This is a genomic window from Ancylobacter moscoviensis (assembly GCF_007559435.1).
GTDB lineage: Bacteria > Pseudomonadota > Alphaproteobacteria > Rhizobiales > Xanthobacteraceae > Ancylobacter > Ancylobacter moscoviensis.
On sequence record NZ_VMBP01000004.1, the window covers coordinates 23,540 to 44,297 of the forward strand.

Consider the following 20,758-nt stretch of genomic DNA (forward strand, 5'->3'; position numbering starts at 1 on the left):
GCGGCGACCATGGGAGGGAGGGCAGAAGGCGCCGCAGTCGCCGCGTCGGTACTCGCTGCGATGGACCGGACCGTCCCCCCAGCATGCGCCGCCGAGCAGGAATCCGGCGGGGCGACTATAGACCTCGCCCGGCGGCCGGCAAGGCCGCGGGAATGCGTCCCTTGTGCTGATGCGGGATGCCCGCGGGCCGCTATTCCGAGGCGACCGGCCGCCCGCTCATGTTCTGGTGCGACAGCCACCAAGCGCGGGCGCGCTCGTGCGGCAGCGGCCGCGCGAACAGGTATCCCTGAACCAGATCGCAGGACCAGTCCTGGAGCAGCGACAGGGTGCGCTCGTCCTCGACGCCCTCGGCGACCACGCTGAGGCCGAGATTATGGCCAAGGTCGATGATCGCCTTGACGATGATCCGCGTGTGTTCGGAGGAGGTGCAGTCCGAGATGAGCGAGCGGTCGATCTTCAGCTCGGCGAAGGGGAGGCGCTGGAGCTGGACCAGCGAGGAATAGCCGGTGCCGAAATCGTCGAGCGACAGGAGGAAGCCGCGCAGCCGCAGCCGCGTCAGCACGTCGAGCGCGCGGGCGGGGTATTGCATCGCCGCGGTCTCGGTGATCTCGATCATGATGCGATGGTGGCCGACGCCGGCCTTGGTACAGCGCTTCCACAGCCGGTCCGCCAGCGAGATGTCCTCGACGTCCGAGGCGGCGAGATTGATGGCGAGCGAGGCATCTATGCCGGTCTCGTCCCAGCTCTTGAGCGTCTCCAGAGCCAGGTTGAAGAGGTGGTCGGAGAAGGCGAGGCTCAGTCCGGACGCGGCGATCTGGGGGATGAAATCGTCGGGCATCACCAGCCCGCGGCTCGGGCTGTGCCAGCGCATCAGTCCCTCGAAGCCGATCGGCGCGTAGCCGGGGCCGTCGTGGTCGTTGCGCAGGAGGCGGACCTTGGGCTGCAGATAGAGCTGGAACTCCCCCCGCTCCATTGCGTTGGTGAGTTCGCCCCGGGTCGGCAGCAGGTGGATACTTACCCGGAGGCGCTCGAAGACCTGCCGGAGATCGTCGAGCCGTACCGGCTTGCTGACGATGTCGCTGACCTCGAGGTCGTGCGCCCGGGCGAAATGGCGGGCGGATTCGAGGACCTTCCGGTCGACGCCGCTCATGATCACCACCGGACGGCGGAACTTCATCGCCGCCAGCCGCCGCAGCACCTCGATGCCGTCGAGCGTGGGCATCTGCAGGTCGATCACCACGCTGGCCTCGGGCCATGTGGGTATGGCGGAGAGAAAGGCCTCGGGTTCGCTGAAGGTGGTGCCCTCGAAGCCGCTGAGTTCCGCCACCGTCGCGACGTACTCGCCGATCTCCGGTTCGTCGTCGAGGATGAGAATCTTGTGCTCAGGCATCGTTCTCACCGGCCAGGTCAGGGGAAGCGACCGCCGCCCCTCTACTCACCAACGCGGAAGGCATACGTAGAATAACGTAATGTTGTCGCCTTGCCAGCACCTATCGGCAATTGCATTGAGATTGCGCGATAGGAAGCCTTAGGGAGGAGCGTGGGCTCCTCGGCTCTGCTGGTGCCTGACTTTCTGGTCGTCGCCGCTTTGCTGCAGTGCAGCTTGCCGTTGTGGCCGGCGCGTGGCGTCATACCCGTTGGCCTCGCGCGGCGGGACGCCGAGCCGGGCGAACCGACGCGGTGGAAGAAGAGTTGTCTCCCGCTCGACCGCGTTCCGAAGATCACCTTCCCGCACCGTCCGGAGGAGTCCCGATGAACACCGCCAATCTGCAGATGGAAGGCACGCTGCTGGCGCTCGCCGCGATATGCGAGGCGCTGAAGGCGAAGGGCCTTCTGACCGGAGACGAGATCACCGCCGCGCTCAAGAGCGCCGAGAAGGGGGCCTCCACGCGGGGTTCCTGCATGAGCGGCGCCAATGTGGAGGCGATCCGCTTTCCGATCCGCTTCCTGCGTCTGGCGATGGAGCGCGATGGCCAGAGCCTCGATTACGCGGCCATCGCCGCCGGTGTCGGGCGCACGCGCGAGCGTGCACCGCTCTGAGGGATCGAGGACGGGCAGGCATCGGGGAAACGCCGCCGCACCGGCGGGCGCGGCGGCGGAGCGCCTCTAGCTTCGTATGACCCGCACGAGCCAGATGAGGATGCAGGCACCGAGAACGCCGGCGATGAGATAGCCCAACCAGCCGCCGAAGCCGACGCCGATGAAGCTGAAGATGAAGCTCGCCACGGCGGCACCGATGATGCCGAGAACGATGTTCATGAAGATTCCGGTGCCGGTCTTCATGATGCCCGAGGCGATCCACCCCGCGAGACCGCCGATGATGATCGCGGCGATCCAACCGATTTGTGCGTCTTCCATAATCGCTCTCCCAAGAAGCCCCGCCAGACATGGCGATGGCGGAAGAACGCCGCGGGCTACCTCCCGGTTCCCCGTCGAGCCCACATGGGAGCCTCACTCGCGGTAGCGCAGGGCCTCGACCAGCAGGCGGAAGGCCGGCGAGGTCTGGCGCCGGCTCGGATAATAGAGGTGGTATCCAGGGAAAGGCGGGCACCAGTCCTCCAGCACCCGTACCAGCCGTCCTTCGGCGACCAGCGTGCCGAACAGGTCCTCGGGCAGGCAGGTGAGTCCCAGCCCGTTCAGCGCCGCGTCGATGATCATCGACGTCTCGTTGCAGATGAACTGGCCGTCAACCCGCACGTTCAGCGGGCGCCCCTTGCGCTCGAACTCCCACGCATAGAGGCCGCCGAGCGTGGGAAGGCGCAGATTGATGCAGGAATGTCGGGTCAGCTCATGAGGCGTCTTCGGCTTGGGGTGGCGGGCGAAATAATCCGGCGACCCGACCACCGCCATGCGCAGGTCCGGCCCGATCCGCACCGCCACCATGTCCTTCTCGACCTGCTCGCCGAGGCGGATGCCGGCGTCGTAGCGCTCGGCGACGATGTCGGTCAGGCGAAGATCGACGGAGATCTCGATCTTGACGTCGGGATACTCGGCCATCAGCCGCGAGGCGGCCGGCATGACGATGCTGGCCGCCGGATGCGGGCTCGCGGTCAGCCGTACCGTGCCTGCCGGCCTCTGGCGCAGGGCGCCGATGGCGTTGATCCGCTCCTCGATGTCGTTGAAGGCGGGGCGCAGCGTGTCGAGAAGCTGCTCGCCCGCCTCTGTGGGCGCGACGTTGCGCGTGGTGCGGGTGAGCAGCCGCACCCCCATGCGCTCCTCAAGACGGCGGACGGTATGGCTGAGCGAGGACTGCGAGGTTCCGAGCCGCGCCGCCGCGCGCGTGAAGCTGCGCTCTTCGGCAACGGCGAGGAAGGCACTGAGGTCACCGAGTTCGTCGCGTCTCATTCATGAGCTCAGAATATAGGTACATGCGGAATTCCGGCTCTAAACCATGCCGGACGCCGGCGATAAATTCACAATGACGCGCGTGGGCCGCCCGGAAATCCCGGTTCGCGGCCCCGTTTCTCTTCGTGCGCGTCATCCCGGAACCGACCGTCAACGGAAGCATCCATGAAGACCATCGGCTTTGCCTGCACCTCGGCTGACGTGCCGCTCGCGCCCCTTTCCTTCGAACGCCGCGCCCCGCGTGCGAACGACGTTGTGATGGAGATCCTCTATTGCGGGGTGTGCCATTCCGACCTGCACTGGGCCAAGAATGACTGGGGCTGGACGGTCTTTCCGGCCATTCCCGGCCACGAGATCATTGGCCGCGTCATCGAGACCGGCACGGACGTGACCCGCTACAAGGCCGGCGATTTCGTCGCCGTCGGCTGCATGGTCGACAGCTGCCAGCATTGCGACCAGTGCCGCAAGGGCGAGGAGCAGCTCTGCCGGGAGGGGCAGACCGGCACCTATGGCGGGTTCGACCGCTTCACCAAGGAACACACGCTTGGCGGCTATTCCAAGCATCTGGTGGTGCGCGAGGAGTTCGTCCTGCGCGTGCCGGACGGGCTGGACCTCGCTCGCGCCGCGCCGCTGCTCTGCGCCGGCATCACCACCTATTCGCCGCTGCGCACGTGGAATGTCGGCCCCGGCAGCCGGGTCGGCGTGATCGGCCTCGGTGGCCTCGGCCATATGGCAGTCAAGCTCGCCTCCGGCATGGGTGCGCATGTCACGGTGCTCAGCCGGACGCCGGACAAGGCGAAGGACGCTCACGCCCTGGGCGCCAACGCGCTGCTGGTCTCCACCGACCCGGAGGCGATGGCGAAGGCGGCGAACGGCTTCGATCTCATCATCGACACCGTTCCGGTCCGACACGACCTTAATCCCTACATGCCGCTGCTCGACGTCGACGGCACGCTGGTGATCGTCGGTCAGCTCGGCCCGGTCGACGAGCCGAACACGGTGCCCATGGTGCTGGGGCGCCGCCGTATCGCCGGCTCGCCCATCGGCGGCATCCGGCAGACGCAGGAGATGCTCGACTTCTGCGCCGCCAAGAACATCCTGCCGGATGTCGAGATGATCCGCATGGACGAGATCAACCATGCCTTCGAGCGCATGGAGCGGTCGGATGTGCGCTATCGCTTCGTGATCGACATGGCTTCGCTCTCCCTGTGAGCGGATAGCGTCACCGTGGAGAACGCCACGCCCGCGTGCGCCGCGCGGGCGTGGCCGCCGGGGAGGGGCGCCGGCCGCGGAGACGAGACGGCAGCCTTCCCCTGGCGCGGATGTTCAGGCCGCTCCCGTCGCCTCGGTACGCGATGCGGTCGTCAGGCTTCGGATGAAAGCGCCGACGAAGAGCACGCTCATCAGCAGCACGATGGTCGGGGCAGGGGCACTGTCGAGGAAGAACGACAGATAGACCCCGAGCAGCGACCCCCCCACGGCGATCGCCAGCGACGCCAGCAGCATCGAGCCGAAACGTCGTGTCAGCAGGAAGGCGATGGCACCCGGCGCGATCAGCATGGCGATGGCGAGGATGATGCCGACCGCCTTCAGCGCGCCGACGATGGTCAGCGAGATCAGGCAGAGCAGCCCGTAATGCAGCAACCCGACGCGCAGGCCAGCCACCTTCGCCTGTATGGGGTCGAAGGCGTGCAGCAGGAAGTCCTTCCATTTCACCGCGAGGACGCCGGCGGTGATGGCGGCGATGGCGGCGGTCTCCGCGATGTCGCGCCAGGAGACGCCGAGCATGTCGCCGAACAGGATGTGGTCGAGGTGCACTTCCGACTGGATCTTCACGTAGAGCACGAGGCCGACGCCGAACATACCGGAGAACACGATGCCCATGACCGTGTCCTGCTTGATCCGGCTGTTGTCCTTCAGGAAGCCCGTCGCCACGGCGCAGAACATGCCGGCGACGAAGGCACCGATCGTGTAGGGCAACCCCACGATATAGGCGAGGACCACGCCCGGGAAGACGGCGTGCGAGACCGCGTCGCCCATCAGCGACCAGCCCTTGAGCACGAGAAAGCAGGACAGCAGCGCCATCGGAACGGCCACGAGGCCGGAGATGACGAGCGCGTTGACCATGAACTCGAACTGGAAGGGCGTGAGCAGCGTGTCGATCATGGTCACAGCCCCGCCTTCAGTGCCTGTGCCGCCCGCCGCCGCGCCGCCAGCATGCCGTGCTTGGGGGCGAAGACGAAGGCCGTGAGGAAGATCAGCGTCTGCAGCACCACGATGATGCCGCCGGTGGCGCCGTCGAGGAAGAAGCTCGCATAGGCCCCGACCGCGCTCGTCACCGCGCCGATGGCTACGGCGATGGCCAGCAGCCGCGGAAAGCGGTCGGCGAGCAGATAGGCGGTGGCGCCCGGCGTCACCACGAGGCAGATGACGAGGAAGGCGCCCACGGTCTGGAGCGCGGCGACCGTGCAGGCCGACAGCAGGGTGAAGAACAACACCTTCAGCGCCGTGGGGTTGAGACCGATCGAGCGCGCATGCGCTTCATCGAAGAACACGGCCATCAGGTCCTTCCACTTCGCCAGCAGGATCGCCAGCGAAACGACGCCGATAAGGACGAGTTGCAGCGTGTCCTCCGGCGTGATGGCGAGGATGTTGCCCAGCACGATGGTCTGGATGTTCACCGAGGTCGGCGACAGCGAGACCATGAACAGGCCGAGCCCGAAGAAGGAGGAGAAGATCAGCCCGATGATGGCGTCCTCCTTCAGCCGCGTGCGCTGGTTGAGGAAGAGCATGGCCGCCGCCGCGAGGCCGCCGGAGAAGAAGGCGCCGATGGCGAAGGGCAGGCCGAGCATGTAGGCGCCGGCCACGCCGGGAACGATGGCGTGCGAGAGCGCATCGCCGATCAGCGACCAGCCCTTGAGCATGAGGTAGCAGGAGAGGAAGGCGCACACCGCGCCGACGAGGGCCGAGACCCAGATCGCGTTGCGCATGTATTCGTAGCCGAAAGGCTCGCTGAGCAGGTCGATCACGGCTTTCCCTCCGTGGCCTGTTCCTCGCTGGTTTTCGGCTGCATCGCGCCCTTCTCGCCATAGAAGACGAGCGGGCGTTCGTCGTCGGTCAGCACGGCGAGCTGGCGGCGGTCGTCATCGTCGTGCAGCCCGGCGCCGCCGAGCACGAAATGGCGCAGCACGCCGCCGAAGGTGCGCTCCAGATTAGCCTCGGTGAAGGTCTCGGCGGTGGGTCCATAGGCCAGCACCGTGCCCTTGATCAGCACGGTGCGGTCGCAGAATTCGGGCACGCTGCCGAGATTGTGGGTGGAGACCAGCATCACACGGCCCTCCGCGCGCAGTGCCTTGAGCAGGGCGATGATGGCGTCCTCGGTCTTCACGTCGACGCCGGTGAAGGGCTCGTCGAGCAGGATCACCTTGGCGTCCTGCGCCAGAGCGCGGGCGAGGAACACACGCTTCTTCTGGCCGCCGGAAAGCTCCCCGATCTGCCGCTTGCGGAACTCGCCCATGTTGACGCGGGCCAGCGCCGTATCCACCGCCGCCCGGTCGGCGGCGCGCGGGATGCGCAACAGGCCCATATGCCCGTAGCGCCCCATCATCACCACGTCCTCCACCAGCACGGGGAAGTTCCAGTCGACCTCCTCGGCTTGCGGCACATAGGCGACGAGATTGCTCCTGAGCGCCGCGTCGACGCTGCGGCCGAGGATGGAGATCGTGCCGCGCGCGACGCGGACGAACCCCATGATCGCCTTGAACAGGGTCGATTTGCCCGAGCCGTTCACCCCGACCAGTGCCGTGATGGTGCCGGTCGGGATCTCGAAGCTGGCGTCGCGCAGCGCGGTGTGGCCGTTGCGGTAGGTGACGGTGACGTCCCGCACCGCGAGCCCTTCGGCGGCGCGGGACCGGACGAGTGGCGCGTTCATTGCGAAAGCCCCTCGGCAAGGCCCTTTTCCACCGTGCCGGTGGTCACGCGCAGAAGGTCGATATAGGTCGGCACCGGCCCGTCCGGCTCGCTGAGCGAGTCGACGTAGAGCACGCCGCCATAATGGGCGCCTGCCTCGCGGGCGGCCTGACGCGCGGGCTTGTCGGAGACGGTGCTTTCGCTGAACACGGTGGGGATGCCGTTCTTGCGCACGGCATCGATCACCTTACGCACCTGCTGGGGCGTGCCCTGCTGGTCGGCGTTGATCGGCCAGAGATAAAGCTCCTTCAGCCCGAAATCGCGGGCGAGATAGGAGAAGGCGCCCTCGCTGGACACGAGCCAGCGCTTGTCCTCGGGAATGGACGCGAGCTTCTCGCGGATCGGCGCCACGGAAGCCTCGATCTGCTTCTTGTAGGCATCGGCGTTGGCCGTGTAGGTGCCGGCGTTCGCCGGGTCGTACTTCACGAAGGCGTCGCGGATGTTGTCGACGTAGATCAGCGCGTCCTTCGGCGACATCCAGGCATGGGGATTGGGCTTGCCCTTGTAGGGCCCCTCGGCGATGCCCATCGGCTCGACCCCCTGCGAGACCACCACGCTCGGCACGTCCTTCAGGTTCTGGAAGAAGCGCTCGAACCACAGTTCGAGATTGAGTCCGTTCCACAGCACGAGCTGCGCCCCCTGGGCGCGCTGGATGTCGCCGGGCGTCGGTGCGTAGTTGTGGATTTCCGCGCCGGGCTTGGTGATCGATTCCACCACCGCGGCGTCGCCGGCGACGTTGCGCGCCATGTCGGCGATGACAGTGAAGGTGGTCACGGCCTTGAACTTCGGCCCTGCGGCCTCCTGCGCCAATGCGCCGGAAACTCCCACACTCAAGAGACCAATGGCCGCGAGGCCGGCCAGAACCACGCGCCTGCTGCGCATATCTCACTCCTTCTTGCGAATGACTTGCAAGAGCATCTTATCGAACGTCGCTCGGTATGCAATTGCGAATTAATTGCATCTGAGGCTTTTTACGCGTGTGCGCTACCAATTGACAATTCTGTCGCGTAAGCCCCTACATATGGGCGTCACGGTCCTTCGAGTCGGAAGATGAGGAGGCTAAGAGGGAATCCGGTGTGACACCGGAGCTGCCCCCGCAACTGTAAGCGGCAAGCCGACGTCCCATGTCGCGTCACTGAGGCAACTGCCTCGGGAAGGCCGGACGAAGGCGACGACCCGCGAGCCAGGAGACCTGCCGCGACCCAGATGAAACGTCCTCGGGCGGGGTGTCCCGGTGGAACGCTGTGGTCGTGCCGCCGGCTTGTTCCGCCCGTCCGCCCATGTCGTTTCCGCTCGGCCCTTGCCCCATGCAACGGGGTTTGCAGCCGATGACTCTCGCTCTCGAAGCCGAACGTCCGTCCTCCCGGATTCCCGAACCGCTCGTCTCCGCCTCCGGCGCCGGTACAGCGACGCCGGGCTTTCAGGTGATCCGCCGCAACGGCGCCGTCACGCCCTTCGACGCCTCGAAGATCGCGGTGGCGCTCACCAAGGCCTTTCTCGCGGTGGAGGGGACGAATGCCGCCGCCTCGCGGCGCGTGCACGACATCGTGGCGGGGCTGACGGAGCAGATCGTCACCGGCCTGACGCGGCGGGCAGACGCGGGCCGCACCTTCCATGTCGAGGACGTCCAGGACCAGGTCGAACTGGCGCTGATGCGCGGCGAGCACCACAAGGTCGCCCGCGCCTATGTGCTCTACCGCGAGGAGCGGGCGAGGGAGCGCGCCGTGGCGGTGGTGCCCGGCACAGCACCGGCCTTGCACATGACGACGGACGAGGGGATGCGGGTGCCGCTCGACGAGGTCCGGCTCGCGACGGTCGTGGGCGAGGCCGTCGCCGGGCTCGCCGACGTGTCCGCCGAGGCGATCCTCTCGGAGACCCGTCGCAACCTCTATGACGGCATCAGCGCCGACGAGCTGGCGCTGGCGCCCATCCTCGCCGCCCGTACGCTGATCGAGACCGAGCCGAACTACGCCAAGGTCTCCGCCCGCCTCCTGGGCGACAAGCTGCGCCGCGAGGCGCTCACTTTCCTCGCCGGCCGGCCCGAGCAGGCGACGCAGGCGGAAATGGCGGAGCGCTACGCGGACTATTTCCGCGCCTATGTCGCTCGCGGCATCGAGGAAGAGCTCATCGACCCGGAACTCGGCCGCTTCGATCTGGAACGGATCGCCGCCGCGCTGCTGCCCGAGCGCGATCTCCAGTTCGACTATCTCGGCCTGCAGACCCTCTACGACCGCTATTTCCTGCACGCGCGCGGCACCCGTTTCGAGCTGCCGCAGGCCTTCTTCATGCGCGTCGCCATGGGGCTGGCTCTACGCGAGGTCGACCGGGAGGCGCGGGCGATCGAGTTCTATCGCCTGCTGTCCTCCTTCGATTTCATGGCCTCGACGCCGACTCTGTTCAATGCCGGCACGCTGCGCCCGCAGCTCTCCTCCTGCTTCCTCACCACCGTGCCGGATGATCTCGACGGCATCTTCAAGTCGATCAAGGACAACGCCCTGCTGGCCAAATATTCCGGCGGGCTCGGCAATGACTGGACCCGCGTGCGCGGGCTCGGGGCCCATATCAAGGGCACCAACGGCGAGAGCCAGGGCGTGGTGCCGTTCCTCAAGGTCGCCAACGACACCGCCATCGCCGTCAATCAGGGCGGCAAGCGCAAGGGTGCCGTCTGCGCCTATCTCGAGACCTGGCACATCGACATCGAGGAGTTCCTCGATCTGCGCAAGAACACCGGCGACGACCGTCGCCGCACCCATGACATGAACACCGCCAACTGGGTGCCGGACCTGTTCATGCAGCGGGTCGAGGCGGACGGGCCGTGGACGCTGTTCTCGCCCGACGAGACGCCGGAGCTGCACGACCTCTACGGCCCGGCCTTCCGGGACGCCTACGAAGCCTATGAGGCGAAGGCGGCGCAGGGCGGCATGAAGGTGTTCCGCACCGTGCGCGCGCTCGATCTGTGGCGGCGCATGCTGACCATGCTGTTCGAGACCGGCCATCCGTGGGTGACGTTTAAGGACCCCTGCAACATCCGCTCGCCGCAGCGGCATGCCGGCGTGGTGCATTCATCCAACCTGTGCACCGAGATCACCCTGAACACGTCGAACGACGAAGTAGCGGTGTGCAATCTCGGCTCGGTCAACCTGCTGGCCCACGTCACCAGGGACGGCCTCGACCATGCACGCCTCGCCCGCACGGTCGCGACGGCGATGCGCATGCTCGACAACGTCATCGACATCAATTTCTACACCATCCCCGAGGCCCGCCGCTCGAACCTGAAGCACCGGCCGGTCGGCCTCGGCATCATGGGCTTTCAGGACGCGTTGCAGATGCTGCGCATCCCCTACGCCTCCGACGACGCGGTGCGTTTCGCCGACGAGAGCATGGAGGCGGTGAGCTTCCACGCCATCACGGCTTCAGTCGACCTCGCCGCCGAGCGGGGGCGCTATCCGGGCTTCGAGGGCTCCCTCTGGTCGCAGGGCGTGCTGCCCATCGACAGCGTGGAACTGCTGGCGCAGGCGCGCGGCGGCGCGGAGTTCGACCGCTCTGCGACGCTCGACTGGGAGAGCCTGCGCACGCGGGTGAAGACCGCCGGCATGCGCAACTCCAACTGCATGGCCATCGCGCCCACCGCCACCATCTCCAACATCTGCGGTGTGTCGCAGTCGATCGAGCCCGCCTACCAGAATCTCTTCGTCAAATCGAACATGTCCGGCGACTTCACGGTGGTGAACGCCGCGCTGGTGCGCGACCTGAAGGCCCGCGGCCTGTGGGACGAGGTGATGGTCTCCGATCTCAAATATTATGACGGCAGCGTTGGCCAGATCGACTGCATCCCGGACGACCTCAAGGCGCTTTATGCCACCGCCTTCGAGATCGATGCCGCCTGGCTGATCGAAGCGGCGTCGCGCCGGCAGAAATGGATCGATCAGGCGCAGTCGCTGAATCTCTACGTCGCCAATCCCTCGGGCCGCAAGCTCGACGAGACCTATCGCCTCGCATGGAAGCGCGGGCTGAAGACGACCTATTACCTGCGCTCGCGCTCGGCCACTCATGTCGAGAAATCGACGCTGAAGGGCACGGACGGCAAGCTGAACGCGGTCTCCGCCGTGCTCGCCGCCGCTCCCATCGCCGTGCCGGAAATCGTCCTCGGCAAGGCGTGCTCGATCGACGATCCCGAATGCGAAGCCTGCCAGTAGGCCGCTCCCGTTTCATCACGACGTCATGCCCGGCCTTGGGCCGGGCATCCACGCCCTTCCAGCGCAACAGAAGTCGTGGATGGCCGGGCCAAGCCCGGCCATGACGGCACTCTTGAGGAATTCATTCCATGCTCGACTGGTCCGATACCACATCCGCTGCCGCACCCATCCACCCCGCCTTCGCGCCGCCAGCCGGTGACGCCACCGGCCTTGGCGCCATCGAGCGCGGTGCGGCCCGCGTGACCGTCGACGAGAAGCGGATGATCAGCGCCCGCGCCGACGTGAACCAGCTCCTTCCGCTCAAATACAAATGGGCGTGGGAGAAATACCTCTCCGGCTGCAACAATCACTGGATGCCGACCGAAGTCTCCATGCAGGCCGACATCGCTCTGTGGAAGTCGAAAGACGGGCTGACAGAGGACGAGCGGCGCATGCTCAAGCGCAATCTCGGCTTCTTCGCCGCCTCGGAAAGCTTGGTGGCCAACAACATCGTGCTGGCGATCTACCGCCACCTCACCAATCCGGAATGCCGGCAATATCTCCTGCGGCAGGCCTTCGAGGAGGCGGTGCACACGCACACCTTCCAGTACATCGTCGAAAGCCTCGGCCTCGATGAGGGCGAATTGTTCAACATGTACCGCGAGGTGCCCTCGATCACCGACAAGGCGGCCTGGGCGCTCAGGCACACGCAGAGCCTCGACGACCCGGCCTTCCACACGGGCACGCCCGAGGCCGACCAGCAATTCCTGCGCGACCTCGTCGCCTTCTACGTCGTGTTCGAGGGTATGTGGTTCTACACCGGCTTCGCGCAGATCCTCTCGCTCGGCCGGCGCAACAAGATGGTCGGCATCGCCGAGCAGTACCAGTACATCCTGCGCGACGAGAGCATCCACCTCAACTTCGGCATCGACGTGATCAACCAGATCAAGGCCGAGAATCCGCATCTCTGGACGAAGGACTTCCAGGACGAGGTGCGCGGCATGCTGAAGGACGCCGCCGAGCTGGAGGCCGCCTATGGCCGGGATACCATGCCGCGCGGCTTCCTCGGGCTGAACGCGGCTCTGTGCGAGGAGTACATGCACTTCATCGCCAATCGCCGCTGCGCCCAGCTCGGTCTCGCGCCGGTCTTCGCGGAGGCGGACAACCCGTTCCCGTGGATGAGCGAGGCGATGGACCTGAAGAAGGAGAAGAACTTCTTCGAGACGCGCGTCATCGAGTACCAGAACGGCGGCGCGCTAGCCTGGGACTGAGCGGGGCTGCGCTTTCGAGGATCGCCGGCGGCGCTCCGTGCGCGCCGCCGGCTTCGGTTCACGCCGGAACGCGCTCCCAGGAGGGAAACGGATCCGGCAGGTGCTTCAGCGTTTCGGGATCGAACAGCGTCGGCCTCAGCGGGCCGACGAGGCACTCGTCCAGCGCGGCGCGGATCGCCGCCTCGTCCATGTTCACGCCGATGAAGACGAGTTCCTGCCGCCGGTCGCCATAGCCCGGCGTCCAGTGCGCGCGCAGCCAGCTCCGCCAGTCGGGCTGGGTCGGCCAGTGCTCGGTGGGAATGGCCGCCCACCACTGGCCGATCGAGCCGGTGCGGCAGATGGCGCCGGCCAGCGACATCTCGCCCACCCGGCGCGGGCGCGTCGCCAGCCAGAACAGCCCCTTGGCCCGCACCAGACCCGGCCATGTGCGGGCGAGGAAGGCGTTGAACTTCTCCGGGTGGAAGGGCCGGCGGGCGCGGTAGACGAAGCTGGAGACGCCATATTCCTCGGTCTCCGGCACATGGTCGCGGAAGCCGTTCAGCTCCTTGAACCAGGTCGGGTGCTCGTGCGCCTGCTCGAAATCGAAGCGCCCGGTGCCGAGGATGTCCCTCAGCGGGACATTCGCCTGGTCGGTCTCGATGATGAGCGCGTCGGGGTTGAGCGCCTTCACCACCGCCCGCACCTCGCTGCGGCGGGCGGGCGCGACGTCCGACACCTTGTTGAGCACGATGACGTCGGCGAACTCGATCTGGTCGGTGAGCAGGTCGACCAGCGTGCGCTCGTCATCCTCGCCTGCCGTCTCGCCGCGGTCGCGCAGGAAGTCGCGGCTGCCGAAGTCCCGCAGCAGGTTCGCCGCGTCGACCACCGTCACCATCGTGTCGAGCCGGGAGACGTCGGAGAGGGAGAAGCCTTCCTCGTCGCGGAACTCGAAGGTCGCGGCGACGGGCAGAGGCTCGGCGATGCCGGTGGATTCGATCAGCAGATAGTCGAAGCGGCCCTCGCCGGCGAGGCGGCGCACTTCGGCCAGCAGATCGTCGCGCAGGGTGCAGCAGATGCAGCCATTGGTCATTTCGACCAGCTTCTCCTGCGTGAGCGAAAGGTTGGCGCCGCCCGAGCGCACGAGTTCGGCGTCGATGTTCACCTCGGACATGTCGTTGACGATGACCGCGACGCGCAGGCCCTCTCGATTGGCGAGGACATGGTTCAGCAGGGTGGTCTTGCCCGCGCCGAGGAAGCCGGAAAGCACCGTTACCGGAAGGCGAGAGTCAGACATTTATGCGCGCTCCACTTGCATATTGATATATTATATCATTTGCACAGGAGGGGAGATCGATCAAGCTTGGGAAGCTGGCGGGGACACCGGAGAGTGACCCCGCCAGCCGTCATAATGCCGCGTTTCGTCAGGACGCGACGGCGACCGGCCGGTGGTCGGCATCCACCGCCACCATGACGAATTCGCCGGTGCCGCAGAGATGGCGCTCGCCGGTCGCGAGGCTTTCGGACCACAGGCGGACGGCCACCGTCATCGAGCTGCGGCCGGTGCTGGCGAGCCGGGCCTCGACCTCGGCCACGTCGCCGGGTGTGATCTCGTGGCGGAAGTCGACACGCCGGGAGGAAGCCATCACCACCGCCCGGCGGGCGTGGCGCGTCGCCACCACGAAGGCCGCCTTGCCCATCGTCGCGAGGGCGCTGCCGCCATGGAGGCTACCGTAGTGGCTGGTCTGCTCGGGCATGACCAGATCGGCCATGCGCAGCACGCCGGGTTCTTCCGGCGCCGGTGGGGGCGGTGGCGGCATGGGCGCGGGCGTACCGACCGCGACCATGTTGAAGGTCCCGCGCGTGCAGCGCCGCCGCTCGCCGGTCAGCGGCGCCTCGGCGACGAGCTCGACCTCGACGCCGAGCGAGCGCCGCCCGACCCGTGCCACCCTCCCGGTCAGCTCGACGATCTCGCCGAGCCGTGCCGGCGCGACGAAATCGATCCGCTCGCAGGAGGCGGTGACGAAATCGGCGCGCGCGTGCCGGGTCGCCGCGATGAAGGCGACCCGGTCCATATGCGCGAGCGCGGCGCCGCCGAACAGCGTGCCGTGATGGTTGGTGGCGCCCGGGAAGACGATGTCGACGAGACGCGTCTCTCCCGGGCTCGCGCGTCCGGTCATTCCGCCGCCCGCGCCGCGCCGGGGCGCAGGCGCCGTGCGGCTCCCACCATGTTGACCAGTGCCGGGCGCACTTCCTCCCATTTGCGGGTCTTCAGGCCGCAGTCGGGATTGACCCAGACCTGTTCCGGCCGCAGGCGCTGCGTCGCCCGGACGAGGAGTTCCTCCATCTCCTCCACGCTCGGCACGCGCGGGGAGTGGATGTCGTACACGCCCGGCCCGATCTCGTTCGGGTAGCGGTAGCTCACGAACGCCTCGAGCAGCTCCATCTTCGAGCGCGAGGTCTCGATGGAGATGACGTCCGCGTCCATCGCGGCGATGGCGGCGATGATGTCGTTGAACTCCGAGTAGCACATGTGGGTGTGGATCTGCGTCGCGTCGGCGACGCCGGAGGCGCAGAGGCGGAAGCTCTCGACCGCCCAGCCGAGATAGGCGTCCCAGTCGGCGCGGCGCAGCGGCAGCCCCTCGCGGATCGCCGCCTCGTCGATCTGGATCATCGCGGCGCCGGCCTTCTCCAGGTCCGCCACCTCGTCGCGAATGGCGAGGGCGATCTGCCGGCAGGCAAGGCTGCGCGGAACGTCGTCGCGCACGAAGGACCAGTTGAGGATCGTGACCGGCCCGGTGAGCATGCCCTTCATCGGCTTGTGCGTGACCGACTGGGCGAACTTCCACCATTCCACCGTCATCGGCGCCGGCCGCGCCACGTCGCCGAACAGGATGGGGGGGCGCACATAGCGCGAGCCGTAGCTCTGCACCCAGCCGTGCCGGGTGAAGGCAAAGCCCGAGAGCTGCTCGCCGAAATACTGCACCATGTCGTTGCGCTCGAACTCGCCGTGAACGAGCACGTCGAGGCCGATCTCGTCCTGCCAGCGGATCGCCGCCGCTGTCTCCTGCTTGAGGAAGGCCTCGTAGGCGGCGTCGCCCAGTTCGCCCTTGCCGTGCGCGGCGCGCGCCTTGCGCACCTCGGCCGTCTGCGGGAAGGAGCCGATCGTCGTGGTCGGGAACGGCGGCAGGCGGAGCCGGTGGTGCTGCGCCTCCGCCCGCGCGGGGAAGGGGCTCTGGCGCTGAGTCATGTCGGGCGTCACCGCGGCGAGGCGAGCCGCCACGGCGGAGCTGTGCACCTTGGCCGAGGCCCGGCGCGCATCGGCGGCCGCGCCCGACGCCATGAGCTTGCCAAGCACCACCTCGCGCCCGCCCGCCAGCGCGGTGGCGAGGGTGGTCAGCTCGTCCATCTTCTGCACAGCGAAGGCGAGCCAGCTCTTCACGTCCGGGTCGAGCTCGGTCTCGCGTTCGAGGTCAATGGGGACGTGCAGCAGCGAGCAGGAGGGGGCGATCTCCACATGATCGGTGCCGCGCCGGCGCACCACCGGCTCCAGCACGTCGAGCAGCTTCGGCAGGTCGGCGCGCCAGACGTTGCGTCCATCGATGACGCCGAGGGAGAGCACCAGCCCGGCCCGCGCCTTTTCCGACACGGGTCGCAACTGCTCCGGCGTGCGGGCGAGATCGAGGTGCAGCCCGGCGACCGGAAGCGCCAGCGCCGTGTCGAGATTGTCGCCCAGCTCGCCGAAATAGGCGGTGAGCATGATCTTCAGCCTCGGCAGCGCGTGGGCGAAGAAGCCGTAAGCCTCGCGCAGGGCGGCGCGCGTCGGCTCGTCGAGGTCGAGCACGAGGCAGGGCTCGTCCATCTGCACCCATTCCGCCCCGGAGGCGGCCAGCCGGCGCAGCACCTCGACATAGACCGGCAGCAGGTCGCCGAGCAGGCTCAGCGGGTCGAGGCCGGGATCCTTCGCCTTGCCGAGCTTGAGGAAGGTGACGGGGCCGAGCAGCACCGGCCGCGTCGGGTAGCCGAGGGCCTTCGCCTCGCGATACTCGTCGACCGGCTTGGTGGAGGCGAGGGTGAAGCGCTGCCCGGCGGAGAATTCCGGCACCATGTAGTGGTAGTTGGTGTCGAACCACTTGGTCATTTCCAGCGCCGGCACCCCGTGCCCGTGACCGTGCTCCTGGCCATGGTCATGCCCGTGCGCGCAGGCCCCGGCGTCGCCCTGGCTGCCGCGTGCCATGGCGAAATAGGTATCGAGCGAAACCGGTCCGCCGGACCAGCCATAGGCATTGGGGATGGCACCGACCATCACGGCGGTGTCGAGCACGTGGTCGTAGAGCGAGAAGTCGTTCGACGGGATGTTGGTCACGCCGAGCGCCTTCTGCCGCGCCCAGTTAGCGGCGCGCAGGCGCGCGGCGGAGTCGAGCAGCGTCTGCGCGTCGCTCCGGCCCGCCCAGTAGTCTTCGAGCGCGGCCTTGAGTTCACGGCGTGGACCGATCCGCGGCGTGCCGAGGGTGGAAACCGGCACCGTGCCGGACGAGTATGGGAAGTTCATCGGCTAACCCCATGAAAAATGGGGGCAAAGGCCGAGCGGACGCATAGGCGCGTGCGGGACGGCGCTATGAGCCGGCGGACGCGCGAACGCACCACCGGGACACCCCGCCCAGGGACGATTATGGTGCCGTGGCAGGTCTCCTGGCTCGCGGGTCGTCGCCTTCGTCCGGCCTTCCCGAGGCAGGATGCCTCAGTGACGCGAAATGGACGTCGGCTCGCCGCTTACAGTTGCGGGGGCAGCGCCGGCCTTGCCCGAAGGCGCACCGGCTTCCCTCTTGGCTCCGGTTGGGGCCGGAGAACCACGACGCTGCGAAGATGAGCCGGCGGCGGCCGGATGTCAATGAATGATATAAGGACATCTTTATGTCCGCATATCGAAACCATCCGTCGCGGTCGATCTTGTCGTTTGACGCCGGCGGGTCGAACGTGGCCGGCGTTCGGCCACGGTACCTGGAGTCGGAAAGGAGCCTGCCATGTCGGCGACGCACGCTGAGGACAGCCGCCATCACCTCGTTGTCGTCGGTGCAGGCTTCGGCGGGCTCGAGGCGGTCCACCGGCTGGCGGGCGCGCCGCTGCGCATCACCCTGATCGACCGGCGCAACCATCATCTGTTCCAGCCACTGCTCTATCAGGTGGCGACGGCCTCGCTCGCGACCTCGGAGATCGCCTGGCCGATCCGTCACCTCCTGCGCCGCCGCCGCGAGGTCACGACCCTGCTGGCGACGGTCGCGGGCGTGGACAAGCAGGCGCGCCGGGTGCTGCTCGATGACGGTTCCTTCCTGTCCTACGACACGCTGGTTATCGCGACCGGCGCGCGCCACGCCTATTTCGGCCATGACGCCTGGGAGTCCTTCGCGCCGGGCCTGAAGACGCTGGAGGACGCCACCACCATCCGGCGGCGCATCCTGCTGGCGTTCGAGCGCGCCGAGCGCGAGGCCGATCCGGCCCGCCGCAAGGCCCTGCTGACCTTCGTCATCATCGGCGCCGGCCCCACCGGGGTCGAACTGGCGGGGACCATCGCCGAGCTGGCGCACATGACACTCGTGGACGAGTTCCGCAGCATCGACACACGGGAGGCGCGCGTCGTGCTCATCGAGGGCGGCCCGCGCGTGCTGGCGGCCTTTACGGAGGACCTGTCCACCTATGCCCAGCGTTCGCTCGAAAAGCTCGGCGTCGAGGTCGAGCTGGGCAGCCCCGTCACCGAATGCACGGCGAACGGCGTCGTTTATGGCGGAAAGACCGTGCCCGCTGCCACCATCATCTGGGCCGCCGGCGTTCAGGCTTCCCCGGCGGCGGAGTGGCTCGGCGTCGCCGCCGACCGGGCCGGGCGCGTGCAGGTGGAGGCGGACCTCACGGCGCCGGGCAACCCGGAGATCTTCGTCATCGGTGATACCGCCGCCGTCGTCGCGCCCGACGGTTCGCCCGTTCCCGGCATCGCCCCGGCGGCGAAGCAGCAGGGCGGGCATGTCGCGCAGACCATCCGCGCCCGGCTTGCCGGGCAGTCCGGGAGCTCGCCGTTCCGCTACCAGCATGCCGGCAGCCTCGCCACCATCGGCAAGCGGCTGGCGGTGATCGACTTCGGGCGGATCAAACTCCGCGGCGCCCTCGCATGGTGGATATGGGGTCTCGCCCACATCTACTTCCTGATCGGCGTCCGCAACCGTCTGAGCGTTGCCCTGAGCTGGCTATGGATTCATACGCGCGACCAGCGCAGCTCGCGCCTGATCACGCAGGGGAGCGCATCGCCGAAGCCCGCGGCTTCCATGCCGGCAAGGGCGAGCGAGGGGACGGAGCTCTGAGGCGTCGTCGTCGGCTCAGGAGGCGGGACGCGCCACCTGCCCGGCGTCGAGCTGGTGGCGCGTGAACAGGACGGCGGCCAGCGAGAGTGCCGCCGACAGGGCGAACAGCGCGCCGTAACCGATGCGGTCGGCGATGATGCCGGCGAGGCTCGACCCGACGAGGTAGACCACCAGCTGGGCGCAGGCGAGCACGGTGAAGTCGGTACCCGGTTGGTCCTTCGACGCCACCGCCATGAACAGGCTGTAGAGCGCGACGATCTCCATGTAGCGGATCAGCGTCTGGAAGGCGGCGGCTCCGAACAGGGTCGGCCAGCCGGTCACCAGATCGAAGGCGTGGAGCGCGAACAGGGCGAAGCACACCGTGCGCAGCCCGCCCAGCAGCGTGAGCACGCCCGGGGTCCCCAGGCGCAGCAACAGCACCGCCGCGAGGCCGGAGCCGACGAGCCCGGCAGTCGCAGCCGCGCCGCCCGAGAGATAGCCGACGATGTCGAGCGGCACGCCGCGGTCGACGAGATAGGGGCCCTCCATCGCCTTCACGAAGCCCTCGCTCGCCCGGTAGACCAGCGCGACGATCAGGATCTCGCGCGCCTCCGGCCGGGCCCAGAACGCCTTGAGCGACGGGCGCGGCCGCGGCTCTCCCGGCGCGGCATCGTCGCTCTCCCGCATGGCGAAGGCGGCGGCGAGGGGGAGCAGCGAGAGCGCGGACATGGTCCAGATCATCGGCCGCCAGCCGAGGTGATGGTAGATGACGAGGCTGAGGGTGCCGCCGATGACGACGCCGAAGGCCACCGCGCCGCCCTGTATGGCATTGCCGAAGGGCCGGTCGCGCACCGCGAGCTGGCGGGTGGCGTAGCCGTCCGTGGCGATGTCCTGCGTCGAGACCAGCAGCGAGATGACGAAGCCGATGGCGAGGAACGCGCCCGTGTCCGTCGGCTCGATGAAGGCGAGCAGCCCGATGGCGAACACCGTGCCGGTCTGGGTGATGAGGATCCAGCCGGCACGATGGGCGCGGGCGATTGGGCGCAGCCGGTCGACCCGGGAGGCCCAGAGGAATTTCAGCACCAGCGGCAGCATCAGCACCGACAGCAGCCCGATGGCGGTGCGCGAGACGCCCTGTTCGCGCATGATCGGCGGGATGGCGGCCACCAGCAGGTAGCTGGGGATCGACTGGGCGAGATAGAGCCCCGCCAGCACGATGAACAGGCGCAGCCGGCCGATGGGCGGCGTCCCGGCCTCGCCGGGCAGGGGGCGGGCCTCTGCGAGTTCCCCGCTCATAGGGCATGTGTCTCCGGCTGCGTCGTGCGTGAGGGCCGGTGCCGCTCCACGAAATCCCGCGCCGTCGCTTCATCCGGCGAGGCGAGGAAAGGGAACGACCACAGCCGGCGGAACATCACCGCGCTCTCCTCGGTGGCGCCCGGCCGTACCATCGCGCAGGCGCGGCAGCGCTCCTCCATCTGTGCGCGGGTGCGCTTGAACCACAGAGCCTGCCCCTTCTCGCCCTCGCGCGACAGGGCGGGGCCGCCGCCGAAGATCGCCAGCAGCACGAAGGGGTGCGCCATCAGCGCCAGTCGCTCCAGCGCGGCGAGATAGGCACGCTCGTCGTCGGCGGCGTAGGGCTGGTGGAAGCGGAGCACGGCGAGGTCCCCCGCCTCTATGTCGAGCGAGACCATCG

At 67.8% G+C, this 20,758-nt stretch carries 17 protein-coding genes and 2 riboswitches; of the genes, 5 read left to right on the plus strand and 12 right to left on the minus strand.

All coding sequences use genetic code 11. The annotated features are described in order from the left end of the window. Positions 1-190 precede the first annotated feature (190 nt). A complete protein-coding gene (locus tag FO470_RS12555) occupies positions 191-1,390 on the minus strand; it encodes an EAL domain-containing response regulator (RefSeq protein ID WP_144343322.1) in 1,200 nt (399 codons plus the stop codon). A gap of 362 nt (positions 1,391-1,752) precedes the next feature. Between FO470_RS12555 and FO470_RS12560 the strand changes: the two genes are divergently transcribed. Further along, a complete protein-coding gene (locus tag FO470_RS12560; protein WP_144343323.1) occupies positions 1,753-2,040 on the plus strand; it encodes a hypothetical protein in 288 nt (95 codons plus the stop codon). A gap of 66 nt (positions 2,041-2,106) precedes the next feature. On the opposite strand, the gene FO470_RS12565 is transcribed toward FO470_RS12560, so the two are convergent. Together FO470_RS12565 and FO470_RS12570 are read right to left on the minus strand one after the other, a co-directional pair. Then, on the minus strand, positions 2,107-2,358 hold the full coding sequence (locus FO470_RS12565; protein ID WP_144343324.1) for a GlsB/YeaQ/YmgE family stress response membrane protein: 252 nt from the start codon (positions 2,356-2,358) through the stop codon (positions 2,107-2,109). Positions 2,359-2,451: 93 nt separating this feature from the next. Further along, on the minus strand, positions 2,452-3,345 hold the full coding sequence (locus FO470_RS12570) for a LysR family transcriptional regulator (protein WP_144343325.1): 894 nt from the start codon (positions 3,343-3,345) through the stop codon (positions 2,452-2,454). A gap of 165 nt (positions 3,346-3,510) precedes the next feature. On the opposite strand from FO470_RS12570, the gene FO470_RS12575 reads away from it, so the two are divergent. Next, positions 3,511-4,557 carry an NAD(P)-dependent alcohol dehydrogenase gene (locus FO470_RS12575; protein ID WP_144343326.1) on the plus strand — a complete coding sequence of 349 codons (1,047 nt, stop codon included), beginning with the start codon at positions 3,511-3,513 and terminating at the stop codon, positions 4,555-4,557. A gap of 114 nt (positions 4,558-4,671) precedes the next feature. Here the strand turns inward: FO470_RS12575 and FO470_RS12580 are convergent, their stop codons facing one another. Genes FO470_RS12580 through FO470_RS12595 form a run of 4 tightly spaced genes read right to left on the minus strand, consistent with a single transcriptional unit; the run spans position 4,672 to position 8,196 of the window. Further along, positions 4,672-5,517: a metal ABC transporter permease gene (locus FO470_RS12580; protein WP_144343327.1), complete on the minus strand. Its 846-nt coding sequence runs from the start codon at positions 5,515-5,517 to the stop codon at positions 4,672-4,674. Next, positions 5,514-6,335, minus strand: a complete 822-nt coding sequence (locus FO470_RS12585) for a metal ABC transporter permease (RefSeq protein ID WP_272482975.1) — start codon at positions 6,333-6,335, stop codon at positions 5,514-5,516. The genes FO470_RS12580 and FO470_RS12585 overlap by 4 nt, the downstream gene beginning before the upstream one ends. A gap of 35 nt (positions 6,336-6,370) precedes the next feature. After that, complete coding sequence (locus tag FO470_RS12590) at positions 6,371-7,276, minus strand: manganese/iron ABC transporter ATP-binding protein (protein ID WP_144343328.1); 906 nt, start codon at positions 7,274-7,276, stop codon at positions 6,371-6,373. Further along, the gene (locus FO470_RS12595; RefSeq protein WP_144343329.1) at positions 7,273-8,196 is read right to left on the minus strand and encodes a metal ABC transporter substrate-binding protein; all 924 of its coding nucleotides are present in this window, start codon (positions 8,194-8,196) and stop codon (positions 7,273-7,275) included. The genes FO470_RS12590 and FO470_RS12595 overlap by 4 nt, the downstream gene beginning before the upstream one ends. Before the next feature lie 132 nt (positions 8,197-8,328). Further along, positions 8,329-8,528, plus strand: a riboswitch (cobalamin riboswitch). A gap of 114 nt (positions 8,529-8,642) precedes the next feature. Between FO470_RS12595 and FO470_RS12600 the strand changes: the two genes are divergently transcribed. Further along, on the plus strand, positions 8,643-11,510 hold the full coding sequence (locus FO470_RS12600; protein ID WP_144343330.1) for a ribonucleoside-diphosphate reductase subunit alpha: 2,868 nt from the start codon (positions 8,643-8,645) through the stop codon (positions 11,508-11,510). 128 nt (positions 11,511-11,638) lie between these two features. After that, positions 11,639-12,760: a ribonucleotide-diphosphate reductase subunit beta gene (locus tag FO470_RS12605; RefSeq protein ID WP_144343331.1), complete on the plus strand. Its 1,122-nt coding sequence runs from the start codon at positions 11,639-11,641 to the stop codon at positions 12,758-12,760. A 58-nt stretch (positions 12,761-12,818) separates the two neighbouring features. Here the strand turns inward: FO470_RS12605 and zigA are convergent, their stop codons facing one another. The 3 genes from zigA to metE form a co-directional block, all read right to left on the minus strand. Continuing rightward, positions 12,819-14,033 (minus strand): zinc metallochaperone GTPase ZigA, encoded by a 1,215-nt coding sequence (gene zigA / locus FO470_RS12610; RefSeq protein WP_144343332.1) that lies wholly within the window; start codon positions 14,031-14,033, stop codon positions 12,819-12,821. 127 nt (positions 14,034-14,160) lie between these two features. Next, the gene (locus FO470_RS12615) at positions 14,161-14,916 is read right to left on the minus strand and encodes an acyl-CoA thioesterase (protein ID WP_144343333.1); all 756 of its coding nucleotides are present in this window, start codon (positions 14,914-14,916) and stop codon (positions 14,161-14,163) included. Then, positions 14,913-17,288, minus strand: coding sequence for a 5-methyltetrahydropteroyltriglutamate--homocysteine S-methyltransferase (metE, locus tag FO470_RS12620; protein WP_144343334.1), 2,376 nt, complete (start codon positions 17,286-17,288; stop codon positions 14,913-14,915). Before metE ends, FO470_RS12615 begins: the two co-directional genes overlap by 4 nt. A 113-nt stretch (positions 17,289-17,401) precedes the next feature. Beyond that, positions 17,402-17,606, minus strand: a riboswitch (cobalamin riboswitch). A 154-nt stretch (positions 17,607-17,760) separates the two neighbouring features. On the opposite strand from metE, the gene FO470_RS12625 reads away from it, so the two are divergent. Beyond that, positions 17,761-19,086 carry an NAD(P)/FAD-dependent oxidoreductase gene (locus FO470_RS12625; RefSeq protein WP_144343335.1) on the plus strand — a complete coding sequence of 442 codons (1,326 nt, stop codon included), beginning with the start codon at positions 17,761-17,763 and terminating at the stop codon, positions 19,084-19,086. A gap of 15 nt (positions 19,087-19,101) precedes the next feature. On the opposite strand, the gene FO470_RS12630 is transcribed toward FO470_RS12625, so the two are convergent. After that, on the minus strand, positions 19,102-20,361 hold the full coding sequence (locus FO470_RS12630) for an MFS transporter (RefSeq protein WP_144343336.1): 1,260 nt from the start codon (positions 20,359-20,361) through the stop codon (positions 19,102-19,104). Next, the gene (locus FO470_RS12635; protein ID WP_144343337.1) at positions 20,358-20,756 is read right to left on the minus strand and encodes a hypothetical protein; all 399 of its coding nucleotides are present in this window, start codon (positions 20,754-20,756) and stop codon (positions 20,358-20,360) included. Before FO470_RS12635 ends, FO470_RS12630 begins: the two co-directional genes overlap by 4 nt. Positions 20,757-20,758 lie beyond the last annotated feature (2 nt).